This window comes from Fibrella aquatica (genome assembly GCF_041321135.1).
Taxonomy (GTDB): Bacteria; Bacteroidota; Bacteroidia; order Cytophagales; family Spirosomataceae; genus Fibrella; species Fibrella aquatica.
In genome coordinates this window covers 814,228-828,613 of sequence record NZ_JBGGWF010000001.1, presented here as the reverse complement: position 1 = coordinate 828,613, position 14,386 = coordinate 814,228, and the positions used below count along the sequence as shown (strand labels likewise).

11 protein-coding genes are annotated in these 14,386 nt (G+C 51.7%); 7 read left to right on the top strand and 4 right to left on the bottom strand.

Translation table 11 applies throughout. The features are described 5' to 3' along the window. Positions 1-2: 2 nt before the first annotated feature. Complete coding sequence (locus ACAW87_RS03110) at positions 3-1,115, bottom strand: slipin family protein (RefSeq protein WP_370721681.1); 1,113 nt, start codon at positions 1,113-1,115, stop codon at positions 3-5. A gap of 746 nt (positions 1,116-1,861) precedes the next feature. Here ACAW87_RS03110 and ACAW87_RS03105 point away from each other — a divergent pair. Then, positions 1,862-2,893 (top strand): helix-turn-helix transcriptional regulator, encoded by a 1,032-nt coding sequence (locus ACAW87_RS03105; RefSeq protein ID WP_370721680.1) that lies wholly within the window; start codon positions 1,862-1,864, stop codon positions 2,891-2,893. 152 nt (positions 2,894-3,045) lie between these two features. Continuing rightward, a complete protein-coding gene (locus tag ACAW87_RS03100; protein WP_370721679.1) occupies positions 3,046-4,689 on the top strand; it encodes a M28 family metallopeptidase in 1,644 nt (547 codons plus the stop codon). A gap of 88 nt (positions 4,690-4,777) precedes the next feature. Here the strand turns inward: ACAW87_RS03100 and ACAW87_RS03095 are convergent, their stop codons facing one another. After that, entirely contained in the window at positions 4,778-5,653 is an 876-nt protein-coding gene (locus ACAW87_RS03095) for a UbiA family prenyltransferase (protein ID WP_370721678.1), read from the bottom strand. A gap of 118 nt (positions 5,654-5,771) precedes the next feature. Here ACAW87_RS03095 and ACAW87_RS03090 point away from each other — a divergent pair, with 118 nt between their 5' ends. From ACAW87_RS03090 to ACAW87_RS03075, 4 genes are all read left to right on the top strand, one after another. Further along, positions 5,772-6,962, top strand: coding sequence for a type III polyketide synthase (locus ACAW87_RS03090; RefSeq protein WP_370721677.1), 1,191 nt, complete (start codon positions 5,772-5,774; stop codon positions 6,960-6,962). 10 nt (positions 6,963-6,972) lie between these two features. After that, positions 6,973-7,551 (top strand): Crp/Fnr family transcriptional regulator, encoded by a 579-nt coding sequence (locus ACAW87_RS03085; protein WP_370721676.1) that lies wholly within the window; start codon positions 6,973-6,975, stop codon positions 7,549-7,551. A gap of 112 nt (positions 7,552-7,663) precedes the next feature. Next, positions 7,664-8,071 carry a hypothetical protein gene (locus tag ACAW87_RS03080; protein ID WP_370721675.1) on the top strand — a complete coding sequence of 136 codons (408 nt, stop codon included), beginning with the start codon at positions 7,664-7,666 and terminating at the stop codon, positions 8,069-8,071. A 21-nt stretch (positions 8,072-8,092) separates the two neighbouring features. Further along, positions 8,093-8,770 carry an alpha/beta fold hydrolase gene (locus ACAW87_RS03075; RefSeq protein WP_370721674.1) on the top strand — a complete coding sequence of 226 codons (678 nt, stop codon included), beginning with the start codon at positions 8,093-8,095 and terminating at the stop codon, positions 8,768-8,770. 3 nt (positions 8,771-8,773) lie between these two features. Here the strand turns inward: ACAW87_RS03075 and ACAW87_RS03070 are convergent, their stop codons facing one another. Next, positions 8,774-9,514, bottom strand: a complete 741-nt coding sequence (locus ACAW87_RS03070) for a glycosyltransferase family 2 protein (RefSeq protein WP_370721673.1) — start codon at positions 9,512-9,514, stop codon at positions 8,774-8,776. Between the two features lie 79 nt (positions 9,515-9,593). Then, positions 9,594-12,971 (bottom strand): S8 family serine peptidase, encoded by a 3,378-nt coding sequence (locus ACAW87_RS03065; protein WP_370721672.1) that lies wholly within the window; start codon positions 12,969-12,971, stop codon positions 9,594-9,596. A gap of 330 nt (positions 12,972-13,301) precedes the next feature. On the opposite strand from ACAW87_RS03065, the gene ACAW87_RS03060 reads away from it, so the two are divergent. Continuing rightward, complete coding sequence (locus ACAW87_RS03060) at positions 13,302-14,375, top strand: TerC/Alx family metal homeostasis membrane protein (RefSeq protein ID WP_370721671.1); 1,074 nt, start codon at positions 13,302-13,304, stop codon at positions 14,373-14,375. The last annotated feature ends 11 nt before the right edge of the window (positions 14,376-14,386 follow it).

Below are 14,386 nucleotides of genomic sequence, written 5' to 3'. Positions count from 1 at the left end.
AATTATTTCACAAACAATTGTTTCAACTGGTCAACCATCGTGCCGCCATTGGAGACGGAGATTGAGCCGATTTTATCCGCGATTTTTTCCACGTATTCCATCTCTTTCAACTTCCACAGCATCTCGTTGTCTTCCATCAGCTTAGCGGTGTTCAGCAAGCTACGGGTCGACGCCGTTTCTTCGCGACGCATGATGCTGTTGGCTTGTGCTTTCTTTTCGGCCATCAACACCTGGTTCATAATATCGCGCATATCGCCCGGCAGGATGATGTCGCGTAAACCGCCATTTCGGAGAACGATACCCAACTCCGCCGCTTTAGCCGCTGTGGCATTGACCACAAACGGAGCCAAGTCGCCTTTTTTGTCGAGGACTTCATCGAGTGTCAGACCACCTATGTATTCGCGTAGGGCCAACTGAATAGCCACGTACAATTGCTTGTCGTAGTCTTTGTTATCGACCAGGGCTTTCATAATATCCTGCACCTGATACTGAACAAAGAACGTTAACCGCAGCGACGCTTTGTCTTTGGTCAGAATCTCCTGACCCGACACTTCCATTTGCTGCTGACGGGTGTCGACTTTCAGCACGTGGATAGGCGTCGTGTTTTTCCACCAGTGATATGTACCCGGCGTCAATACCCGATCAAATGTCCAGTCAATGAACAGAACACCTTTTTCGTGGGCTTCAACGGTATACGTCCGCACATAGGCCGACAATGGCTGCGGCATTAGCGACACCAGATCGATCTCGGCCGGAATATCTAGTTGGTTCAAATCGGCCTTGATGTAGGTGTAGTGCTTTACCCCTTTCCAGTACGCCCAGCGGCCTTTGTGCAGGATGGTCTGAAACAGGCCCGTCGATGAACCAACCCGTTCGTATTGAAGGGCTATTTCATGGTCGTTGACCTCAACCACATCGAGCGCAGCGGCAACCTCCGCGTGTTCCAGCAACAAGGCCAGATCGCAGGGCGGATTCTGTAGCTGTTCTCCCTGGTTGTAGACATAGACGGTTTCGTTGGACCAAACCCAGTGGTTGCCCTCGGAAAGCATTTTCTTAAAGCCGCCATGTTTGAACACGAGCCCAATCTGATGAGCCAGGATGCGTACAGTTTTCATTGTAATAGATAGTTAAGTAATTCACTAAAAACCAGTTAGAAGGCAACCCATTTAGCCTGTGCGGAAGCCGATGGCTAGCTGTATTTGTACGAAGGAATGGCAACCTGATGGGGCGAAGAAATCAGCCGATCAGACGCAACTCAGTCTGATCAACCACCTTGTTTACCCCACTCTGTTTGCCAACACCCCGTACGCCCGACAGCCGCGTTACCGACTTGCTGGCCCTTGCTAAACCGTGTTGACCGGGCGCTGCCCAACCGCCACAGGGTCGCTTCTGACTGATTCACTGTTCGAGAGACCATTTTTAGAAGTGGCCGTCTTCCCAACCATCGGATCAACTTTTTGAGAGTTGATAGCAGGATTCGAACCTGCATATTCCAGTGAAACCAATCAATAACCAACAGCATATCGGGCTCAGCCACAGGCTGCGATACTATGAGGCTATACAGAAACCTACATCCGGTTTGGTCATCGACGCTTTCACTGCGACAAAGATTTAGGCCTCCTGCGCAGTCTTTTTGCGTAGTACGATTAATTTGTACGCGAATTGTTGGATGGGTACGCGGATTTCGCGGATTTAAAGGGATTTACACAGATTTTTGGATTAAATCTGATTGGCTCTGCTTGGGTCTACTATTCCGCTTACATCCAAGATCCGTGTAAGTCCGTCTAATCCCTTTAAATCCGTGTTCCATTAATTCTCTGTGTAAATCCTTTTAAATCCTTTAAATCCGCGTACCCATTACATGCCTGCTAACCGCAATGCCCTTGTTCGCTACAAAACGCTCGACGCCTGCCTGCGCAACCGGCAACGTACCTGGACTCTCGATGACCTGATTGAGCGGGTGTCGGAGGCGCTATACGAATTTGAAGGCATCGACAAGGGCATCAGTCGGCGTACGGTTCAGGCCGATTTGCAACTGATGCGGAGCGATAAGCTGGGCTACTTTGCGCCTATCGTGGTAATCGACAAGAAGTACTACACCTACGAAGACCCGAACTACAGCATCACCAATATTCCGCTGTCAGACGGCGATTTATCGCGGATGAACGAGGCGGTGGAGGTGCTGAAGCAGTTCCGGGGGTTCTCGCATTTCACGGCGCTTAACGAGGTGGTTCAGAAGTTGGAGGACCATGTGTATTCGACCGCCCAAAAGTCAACGCCAGTCATTGATTTCGAAAAGAACGATAACCTGAAAGGGCTTCACTGGCTGGATGAACTGTATCAATCGGTCGTTCAGAAACGGGCGGTTCAGCTTGATTACCAATCGTTTTCGGCGCGGGCACCACAATCGTTTACGTTCCATGTCTGGTGGCTCAAAGAGTTTAAAAACCGCTGGTTTGCCGTGGGACTACGCAATGGAAAAGGTATGATAACTAACTTGGCGCTGGATCGGATGCTGGCCGTCAGCATAAACCCTGCCGTCGACTACGTACCCAACGAGCACATAGACCCCGACCAGTATTACCAGCATGTAATTGGCGTAACGGTGAGCGAATCCATGCGACCGGTTCAGGTAAAGCTGTTCGTCACGGCCCGGCACGCCCCTTACGTGGAAACAAAACCACTGCATCACTCACAGCAGGTAATCGAACGAACCGAGAACGGCATGGTGATTCAACTATTGGTGCAACACAATTTTGAGCTGGAAAAAGAGATTTTGGGCTTCGGCGAGGCCATGCATGTACTCGAGCCCGCCCGACTACGAAGCGTCATTCAGAAACGATTGCAAGCCGGACTCGACGCGTATCTGCCCTCAGAACAGCCGTTGATGTAGAGGCAAAACATTGATTTGAGCGTTCAGACGAGGCATTTTGTTACCAATGATACCTTATCTTGGCAGTCGTTATCGAGAATTATAGCGGAAGTTGCTTCGCGCTGCAATGTATTGCTGGCGCGAAGCAACTCTCAATCCGAAATCCCTTCATCATGCCCAGAAAGCACGTTCTCCTCTTCCTTTGCGCCGGACTGATTCAGTCGGTTTCAGCCCAGACTATTACGATTCCTGCCGATGCGCAGCAAGCGGCCAAAAGCGTTCGGCCCGAAGCCATTGAGGCGCACATGCGCTACCTGGCCGATGATAAGTTGCAGGGTCGTAAACCCGGAACGCCGGGTTTTGAACTGGCGGCGCAGTACGTAGAGAAACAGTTTACGGCACTTGGCTTCAAACCGGCCGGACAAAAAGGAGGTTTTCGGCAGGCGGTGCCATTGCGAAAAGCGCAGGTACGTGATGAAGGCAGCACCATGGCCCTGATTCAGGACGGCAGCACTCGGCAGCTTACCTATGGCAAAAATTTCTTTCTGAGTCCGAATTACAACGCGGCCATTAGCGAGGTATCGGCACCGATCGTGTTCGTTGGTTTCGGTGTGTCGGCCCCTGAACTGGGCTACGATGATTATGCGGGGGTTGATGTAAAAGGCAAAATCGTAGCCTGCTTCAACGGCGCACCGTCTACGTTTCCGTCGAATCAGCGGGCTTACTCCAATTCAGCCAAGCAGGAAGTAGCCGCCCTGCGCGGTGCCCTAGGCATTATCACCTTCAGCCTACCCACCGACGTCAGCGCCCGGATCGAATCGAACGCACCACGCAACCGGCAGGCCACCTACCGCTGGACCGACGCTAACGGACAGGCGCAACGTACCTACTCACAGCTAAAAGTGATTGCGTCGATGGGCGACGAAACAGCCCGCTCGCTGTTTGCCAGAGCGGACAAAACGTTTGAGGAAGCCCGTCTGACCGCCAACAAGAACCAACCGCAGTCATTCCCGCTCAATATCTCCGCACAGGCACGTACCCAGACCGAAATCACCGACGGACTGGTAGGTGAAAACATTATCGGCCTGCTACCCGGCACTGATCCGAAACTGAAAGACGAGTACGTCGTGTACGTGTCGCACCTCGACCACCTCGGCATTACCCGGCCCGTAAAAGGCGATTCCATTAACAACGGAGCGCATGACAATGCGTCGGGTGTGGCGATCAATCTGGAAGCGGCGCGACTGTTCTCGACATTACCGAAAAAGCCACGCCGGTCTATTCTGTTTGTGGCCTTAACAGGCGAAGAAATGGGCCTGCTCGGCTCCGATTATTTCGCCAGCAACCCGACCGTTCCTAAAGACAAGATCGTAGCGAACCTCTGCCTCGACATGCCGTTCTTCTTCCACCCGCTAATCGATATTGTGCCTTACGGATCGGAGCATTCGAGCATGAAGGGGACCGTTGAAGCCGCCGCGAAGTTTGTCGGCGTTCAGATTGCGCAGGATCCCATTCCCGAACAGTCGGTGTTTATGCGCTCCGACCATTTCAGTTTCGTGCGGCAGGGTATTCCAGCCATTTACATCAAAAGCGGCAGCACCACCGGCGACGACCGTGATGGCACCCGGCTGAACCTTAACTGGCGGGCCACGATCTACCACTCACCGCAAGACGATATGAACCAGCCGTTCGACTGGACCGCAGCGGCCCGGCACGTACAGCTTCAATTCCTGATCGGTTACCTTACGGCCCAGGCCAACGACCGCCCCGTCTGGAATAAAGGCGACTTTTTTGGCACCAAATTCGGGGCTAAGTGAAATGTCATTCTGCTTCGCGTCATTACTAGCTAATAACTTACAATAAATGGCTACCAATGACGCGAAGCAGAATGACAAAAATGACCACTTACTTATTGTACGTCAGCATGATCAGGAAAAAGAGGTTCATGCCCCAGCCGGTGAGGCGGGTCATCCACATGGCGGCGCGGTAATCAGCAACGGCAGGGTTTTGCCAGACGCGATAGGTCAGCGCGGCCAGATACACAATACCCGGCGTCAGCAGCGCAATCATCAGCACAAAGGGCCAGGTGCCCTGATAGAAAATCAGAAAGCACACGCCCGACGCCAGCAGACAAAGCCAGGCGTTGATGAACGTACCCCGCACGCCCATCAGCCGGCTAATGGTGAGGTCGCCCCGGCTGGCATCTTCGGCATGTTGGTAGACCTGCGTAACCGGGTAAAGGGCCAAAATATTAAGGGCCGAAATCAACGTACCCAGCCAGAGGCCAATCGCCTTCGACATCACAAACAACTCCCAGAAGCTAACGTCGTGCATGATCATGTAGGTCATCAGAAAGACAAACCCACCCTGAAACGTACTGATTAGCAACCAACTGGCTACAGGGCGTTTCTTGATTCGAATGGCGGTATGGCTGTAACATTTCATGAACGCCCCGTAGACCAGAATAAATACCACGAACTGCGTATTGATAAATACCGCCGCCAGTAACGACAGCGCTTCGAGCCCCATCGACACCCAAAACAACAGTTCATTGACCGGGGGCGGGCTTTCGAGGCCGTTCACGCTGCCTTCGTCTTTGTCGTAATAACTGTTGAAGGTATTGGCCGCCGGGTACACCAGCACATGAATGATCAGCAGTACCCACACTGCCCGTCCCCAGTCGCTGATACCGGGTTTAAGGGTCATGGCAAACAGGCAGACAGGTAATAAATAAATGGAGAACGGCATGCGCAAATGCAGCCAGATAGCACGTAGGGTCATATTTGTAAGTGGTGAAACAACCTTATGGTAACGGTGTGGTTATAGATGTAACATCGTGTGAGTTACAAAGCACGTATATTGAGAAATATCCCGTCGGACCGCAACACCAATACCCCTGATGAACGTACCTGCCAGTTTTATTACGTCGCTCGGCACTGCCGTACCAGCCAACGCTATTCCACAAGCGCAGATCGCTCAGTTTATGGCCGAGGCCCTGGGGATGGACGAACGGGAACAACGCCGATTGTCAGCACTGTACCGGCAAACCCGCATTGATCAACGCCACTCGGTCTTACCCGACTACAGCCGTTCGCGGGGTGAATATACGTTCTACCCCAACACCGAAGGGCTTGAACCGTTTCCAACGGTAGGGCAACGCATGATAAAGTACCGGGAAGAAGCGGTACCGCTTGCCCTGAAAGCCATCGATGATTGTTTGGCAACGTACCCAGGTTTCGACAAACAGCGCATTACGCACATTGTAACCGTCAGTTGCACAGGCCTGTATGCCCCTGGTCCCGACATCGAAATCATTGAAGCGATGGGATTGCCGGGTACCACGCAGCGAATGGCCATTAATTTCATGGGCTGCTACGGGGCCTTCAACGGACTAAAAGCCGCTGATGCTATTGTGCGCTCGACCCCCGAAGCAGTGGTACTGGTTGTGTGCGTGGAACTGTGTACGCTGCATTTCCAGAAGAAAAACGACCTCGACAACCTGCTCTCCAACGCCCTATTCTCTGATGGGGCAGCGGCCGTTCTGATCGAAGGAAAAGCCCGGCCCGACCGGTCATTGCGGTTACGTTCGTTCTACTGCGATCTGTTGCCCGAAGGAAAAGACGCGATGGCCTGGCACGTAACCGATTTTGGCTTTGAAATGACGCTGACCTCCGAAGTTCCCTCGTTCATTCAACAGGGAATCGGCCAGATGCTGTCGCGGTTACTCGAACGCAGCGGCCTCACCATCGGCGACATTGGCACGTATGCCCTGCACCCCGGCGGAAAGCGCATTCTGGAAGTAATCGAAGGCCAATTGGGCCTCGACCAAAGCGATAACCGATACGCCTATCAGGTACTGCGCGAATTCGGCAACATGTCGTCGGCCACGGTGTTGTTTGTCCTGAAAGCAATCTGGAACGACCTGGAAAACGCCGCCACCGACCCCGACAAAAACAGCGATGGCTCGTTCAATATCTTGAGTTGCGCCTTTGGCCCCGGCCTCACGCTCGAATCCATGATTCTGGAAGCCAATTACACGCCCCTCGTCGATGCAGGTACGTCTGTTGACGCTGAAGCGGTGACGGTGTAGTTTTGTGCCAATGAGTATCTTACCGAAGCAACTTTTACTCGATCTCGTATCGGCTATTGAACCCCTATCGAGCGATGTGCTGACCGATGTGGAACAGGCGATTTCGGTGCAGCAAACGCCGAAAGGAACCATGTTGCTCGAAGCCGGTCGGGTTTGCCACAACGTGTGGTTCATTACCGAGGGAGCCGCGCGGGCTTTTTACTACAAAGACGACCGGGAAGTCACTGCCTGGTTTATGGGTCAGCACGATTTCATTATTTCGGTGCGCAGTTTCATCGAGCAAAAGCCCAGCTACGAATACATTCAGACCCTGACCGACTGTAAACTGGTCAAGATTTCGTACACCGATCTTCAGGAGTTGTACCAGAAGCACCCGTCGTTCAATGCCGTTGGCCGACAGTTGGTTGAAAAATACTACGCCCTAAGCGAAGAGCGCCTATTTCAGCTACGCATGCATACCGCCGCCGAACGCTATGATCTGCTACTGGCAACGTACCCAGCCATTTTCAAACAGGCTCCGCTGAAACATATCGCCAGCTATCTGGGCGTCACCCCCGAAACCGTCAGCCGCCTGCGAAAGCGGAAATAGCTGGGTACATTCTTGATATATGTCAAGAGAAACATGGTTGTAGATGACTTGTTTTGTCTCGTTCAAAAACTCAACAGAGTGACGACAAAACTGAACTTACAACTGTAGCCGTATGAAAACCAAGAAATGGCACGAGGCACTTCCGCGCTTAAAAAAGCGGTATGTTGCCTTGATAGTGGTATTTACACTACCAAACCTGCCGTACGGGAGACAAGTTATAAATACTCAATTGAACCATTTTCTCTACGTGACTAGATACGGCCAATGGATTGAAGAATGGGAGTTCTTTGGCTGGCGGTACAAGGATAGAATCACGGCATTTGATAAATATTGTCAGCATCCTTACTACAAAAAAGATTCAGTCTTATACCGGGTTGACGCTATCAATCCGTTAAAATTCTGGCGGTGGTACGATTATACTACCCACCCCCGCTGGAAATTACCTTACAATAGCCAACCTGATACGTTGCCTATTAATAATCATCCGATTGGATCAGAACCCAGACCGTTGCCGAAATAAGCCAAGTGTTACCTGATTATCATGCCCATCAAACGACTTGTTTTCATTCACGGTAACCTCGATGTGCCGGCTTCGTTTGATGAGCTACTGCCCCTGTTGCCACCCGCAAAAACACGTTGTATTAATCTGGAAGATGATTTCAATGTCTGGGACGCTAACCAGCCGGTAACAGCCAGAACCGTAGCCGAACGCGTAGCGCAAGCCTACCGGATTGGCCCATACGATGTACTGATTGGCCATTCGATGGGGGGCTGGGTGGCCGCACATATGAAGGAACTGACCGGAGCCCGCGTAATTCAGCTAAGTTCGTGGACTGACCAACGCAAAATAAAAGCCCCCATCCGGCGGCTAACGATAATTCGGGCGATCATCAACAGCGGGGTAGTACAACATCCAGTCTGCATCAGCCTCGCCAAAAGGCTCTATCCGTTCCGGCAGTCCCGCACCCGTATTCGGGCGGCGATGGATCGGGTGCAGCACATGAACCCGGCCTACATGATCTGGCAATACGAACTAATTTTCAACGCCGCGCCCCCGCTCACCCTCCTACCCGACCTCCGCATTCACGATCCCCATGACCGGGTCATCGGCCCACCCGACGAGCCGTTTGTCAACGTACCCGGCAATCATAAAATCCACGCGACTAACGCAGCGGGTGTGGCAGAGGCTATTGGGAGATTTCTGAAGTCTACTGTTTAAACCTTACTTCAACACTTTCCAGTCGATGAGTCCCCAACGGGTGAGGCGGTACAGGAGCGATACTTTCAAGACGCCGAGGCCGTAGATGGAGCTGCGTTTGAAATTGATGGATGAGGCTTCTTCGAAGTACTTGGTAGGGCAGGTGACTTCGGCGATTTCGAAGCCTTTATAGAAAATCTGCGCGATCATCTCATTGTCGAAGATGAAATCGTCGTCGTTATGCGTAAAGTCAAGCGCCCGCAGTACCTCGCCCGAAAACGCCCGGTAGCCAGTATGGTACTCCGACAGTTTCTGGTTCATCAGAATATTCTGCGTCAGGGTCAGAAACCGGTTCGCTACGTATTTATACATCGGCATTCCGCCTTTGAGCGCGCCTTTGCCCAAAATGCGGGAAGCGAAAACGACCGGGTAGAGGCCGTTCCCGATGATCGAGATCATGGCCGTCAGCAGTAGCGGGGTGTACTGGTAATCGGGATGCAGCATGATCACGATGTCGCCACCGATTTCGAGCGCCTTGCTGTAGCAGGTTTTCTGATTACCGCCATAGCCCTTGTTCACGTCGTGCCGGATAACGTGCCGGATGCCCAGATTTCTGGCCACCTCCACCGTGTTGTCGGGGCTATGGTCGTCAACCAGAATGACATCATCGACCAAATCGAAAGGGATTTCGCGGTAGGTACGTTCCAGGGTCAGGGCGGCGCGGTAGGCGGGCATCACCACCACTACTTTTTTACCATTATACATAAGTACAAAGCTACAACACGAATTTCATGCCAAAACAGCTATCAGGGGCACATATTTCCCAGGTCGCTTAACCAATTCCTCATTGATTAATGCGCAGGGCCATATTGTTTGGTACGTAGACACGCCCACCCCGGTCAACAACACGTTTGGCGGCTTGCCCTGGTTGGTTAACAGTCACTGTGTGCCCAGCTTCGATATGAACCACATCACTGGCAGTAGGAATTCGGCCACAAGTCCAGGTAGCGGGGTTTGTCCAGTTACCCGATTGGAGTGACCGCATAGGCGAATAAGTCAGCGTGGCAGCTACCCGCAAGCTGGGGCACATGCCTGCACACAGGCCCTGTGCGTAAACGGTTTGCGAGGCATTGGATAGCGAAACCGGCGAGTATGCTGCGCCAGTGCCCAGTAACGTACCTCCCGTTGGGGCGCTCCACCACGAAACGGCCGACGGGCTGTTTCCGCCGCCACCCGGCGAAACTACTTTAACGGAAAAACCAGATACACATAAAGGATCTGCTCCTGACAGATCGGTAGGTAATAACGTCCACACTCCGGTTGGATTTTCGGAGTTGAACGTAGCCAATGGCTGAGTTGGGCTGAAGATACCTGAAGTTGGTCGCGAACCAGCCGTAATTGGCGTTGCCCCGTCTCTGAACACGGTTGTTACCACACCACCATAGTCTCCCCCAAGAAAACTGCCGGGAATCAGCGTTATGATGGTTCCCTGCGGCGACCGCAGTCGAAATTGGGTTTCGCTGTTAAATGGCGAGCCCCCTTCATGCGGACTGCCACAGGATGTCTCGTAATACCCGTCTTTCTTTTCCCAGGTAATCGATACCTCAAGTTGAATTGCACCAGACGTATTTGTAATGGTGACCGATGGGTCTGCGCCACTACTATATCCATTATCGTACCCGACTGTACCACCGGTATACGTAGCTGTTTGGGTCAGGCCGGCAGGGCAAGCTACCGTTGTAGCCACAAGCGTACCACTCACACTGGCCGATGGGTCGCCTCCGCAAAACGACGTATTGTGCACGACAGGCGCTGTGGTTTGAGTAGCATAAAAACTAATAGTGGACGCCGACGATTGAGCCTGGCAATTACTTGCCTGAATACGTACCGTATAACTCCCCGACTGCGTAGTGCTGTAGACCGACGATGTGGCCGCGTTTATTGCGTTGCCACCCAGATACCATTGGTAGGTTACCCCTGCCGGGGTTGGGCTGACTGTAGCCGATAATGAAACCACTGTTCCCAAACAGGCAACGGTTTGAGGGGCATTTATGCCCACCCGGTACACAGGTACCGACACGCTTATGGCTGGCGATGTGGTGCTACAGAATGTAAAGGACGCGCCAACGGTGTATTCACCAGCATCACGAGCGGTGTAACTGGCCGACGTAACACCACTGATGTGTTGACCGTTACGCCGCCAAAAGTAGGATACGCCAGCCACGTCAGTTGTGCGCAGACCGGTTGAATCGCCCAGACAAAAGGTAGTTGGCCTTGTTGTGGCTATACTAAGCGTGGCCGGTAACACCGAAACCAGCGTTTGGGCCGATGTGAAACTACAGAACCCGCTGGTAATCGTAACCAGATAAGTCCCCGATGTAGTTACGGGCAACACATTACTGTTAGACCCAACAAAGGTTGTGCCCCGCCGCCATTGATAGGCCGCCCCAGCAGCAGCAGCAACCTGCAAATCGACCCGCTGTCCGGGGCAAAGCTGCGTGTTACCCCCTGCGGTCACTTGTGTATCGACCAGAATACGCTCAACCACCAACGGGTCACTGGTAATAGCACAACCCGATCCGGGCACATCGAGCCGGGCCGTATAGGTTCCCGGCATCGAGGCAACGTACCTGTTGGTTGCATTGGCAAGCAATGCGCCATCACGACGCCACTCAACCGGTACGCCACTCATCACGGGCACCGTAAGCACAACCGAGTCGGCATTACAAAGCACCGGCTGCTTGCTGGTACTGATCATCAATGTTTGTGGCACCACCGTAACATTAACGGCAGTGGCTGACGAAGGGCACCCGTCTGCTCCCTGAAAGACAACCCCGTACGAACCTGTTTCATTGACAACGAGCGTCGTTGCGTTTCCACCCACAAACAAGTTGTCTTTAGTCCATTGGTAGGTTCCATTGGCTAACGATGTGGCGGTGAGCGTTACCGATGTGCCTTCGCAGATAACCGAGCTTCCGGCCGGAGAAATAGCAATGGGCGCAGGATTCGGGCAGGCTTGCAGGGCGGCCCTCAATGCGTTGACCCGGCCACTGCCCAACAAACCGGTTTCACCCGGATTTTGCGCGTCGATGTTGTCGCAGGTACTCTTTATAAGATTGATGAGCTGCGTAGCTGTTAACGTCGGATTAATTGACCATACGTACCCAAATACGCTGGCTGCCAGAGGCGATGCCATAGATGTACCGCTAAATGTTCCGTATGTATTGGCAGGTAATGAGCTATAGATCGCATCGCCGGGTGCACACAAATCAACGGTGGTTCCGTAGTTACTGAACGAGCTTCGCGCATCGGTCGAGTTGGTGCTGACCACTGAAATTATGTTATTGAGCGCGGCCGGATAAGAGGGTAAGGTCGAGGCGGAGTTACCAGCCGAAGCGATCCAGATGATACCCCGGTTAAACACATCATTGGCAATATCCTGCGCCGTTTGTGAGAAAGCACCGCCGCCCCACGACGTGTTGATGATATTAGCCCCGTTTTGAGACGCCCAGACAACCCCTTCGTAGGCGTGGGTGATTGACGATGGCCCAGCGTCATCTCTGGTCGATTTGACCGGGATCAGTTTTATTTTGTTAAAACCCAGCGACGCAATACCGATGCTATTATTGGTTACGGCTCCTGCAATGCCAGCAACGTGTGTGCCGTGGTTCATGGTCACATCCGGAGGGTTGGGGTTAGTATCACCGTTGGCCACATCGTAGCCGGGCAACAGGTTACCCACTAAATCGGGATGGTTGGTGTCAATGGCATTATCACAGATGGCAATCTTTATAGTTGCGTTACCCTGACTGACATTCCAGGCTTCATAAGCAGCAATTCGGTTGAGGCCATATTGCTGAGAGGCTACCGCAGGGTCATTGGGAATTACCCGCACACGCATCAGCGGTACAGGTTCGGCATACACCACATCACTCTCACGGCTCATGTCTTCAATAAACTTAGCCACCATTTTCGGGTCGGCTAACCGGATTCGATATACCTGACGGATAGTTTGTGTACGAGCAAAATAAAACGATTGCTGTGCCCCTGCTAAGGAATACTTTGAGGCGTATTTCGCCAAAAAAGGCAATTCGCTGGTAAGATTGACCGATGAATTAGTCTTGACCTCTGTGGGATTAGTGAGCCTTTTGACTTTTATATATATCTCGCCATCGACATAGTTTGAATCTATTTTTTGAGCCAAACCGGGAATGGAGCACATAGTTAGTAAAGTCCCCAAAAGGTATAAATAGCGCATCGTAGCTGATTAAATAGTATAAGGTTTTAAGAAAAGTGCTACAATAAACAACCTCAGCGTATATTTTGCACTATACTGCTAGCTATAATTACTCATAATAACATTTAATCATACGTAAGTACATTAATCGCCTCAAACAGATTAGAGAGTCATTATAAACCTTAACCCTGCTACATACTTACCATGCTTCAACTTCGAATCATCGAAAACATTGGCAACTTTGCATACCTATTTCAGTGAAACGCGAAGCCATTTTAATCCCTTTCGTGTTATCCTGACTGTTATCCATTGCTTATGTTCACCAGCGAAACTTTGTTTTTTACCGGCTTTGCCGTGTTTGTCCTGTTTGTGATGTCGCTCGATCTGGGCGTCTTTGCGTCGAAAAAGGCGCAACAGAGTCACGTTGTTGGCTTTAAAGAGGCCGCTACCTGGAGCGCCATCTGGGTAGTTCTATCAGTCCTGTTTTACCTGTTTCTGCGTCAATACGGGCATTTTGTCCACGGAATTGATGATATGGCCCGGCTTCAGGAAATCCGGGATCGTTATGCCAGTCACGTGCAGCTCACCGCAGGTACGTTCGCCGAAAACCTCGATATTTTCCAGAAGAATATGGCCCTCGAATACATCACCGGTTATCTGGTTGAGTATTCACTGTCGGCCGACAATATCTTCGTATTTATCCTCATCTTCAGTTCATTTGCTGTTCGGGAGCGGTACTACAAGAAAATTCTGGTGTGGGGCATTCTGGGTGCCATCGTGCTACGATTCATCTTCATTTTCCTGGGTGCGGCCCTGCTCGAACGTTTTGACTGGATCATGTATGTGTTTGGCGCCTTCCTGGTGTACACGGGGGCTAGCCTGTTTTTTCAGAAAGACGAAGACGAGAAGATCGACACCAAAAATCACCCGGTGGTCAGGTTTGTGTCGAAATACATGAACGTGTATCGGCGCAACGTGATCGACCACTTCTTTGTCCGTCGTAAATCTGATAATAAGCTGTTTGTCACGCCATTGTTTATCGTTGTGATTGTGGTGGCCTTTACCGATCTGGTGTTTGCCGTCGATTCGATTCCGGCGATTTTCTCGATCACCAAAGACCCATACATCGTCTTTTTCTCGAACGTGTTTGCCATCATGGGCCTGCGGTCGATGTTCTTCTTCCTGTCGAGCATCATGAGTCAGTTCCGCTTCCTGAAAACGGGTCTGGCTGTACTGCTGACATTCATTGGTCTGAAAATGCTGTTCGAACCCCAACTGCATGATCTTGGCTTCAAGCCCGCTTACTCACTCTACGTGATTCTGGGCATTCTGGCAACGAGCATCCTCGCTTCGTATCTGATCCCAGAGAAGAAAGAGATCGAAGCGTAATTAATTACGAT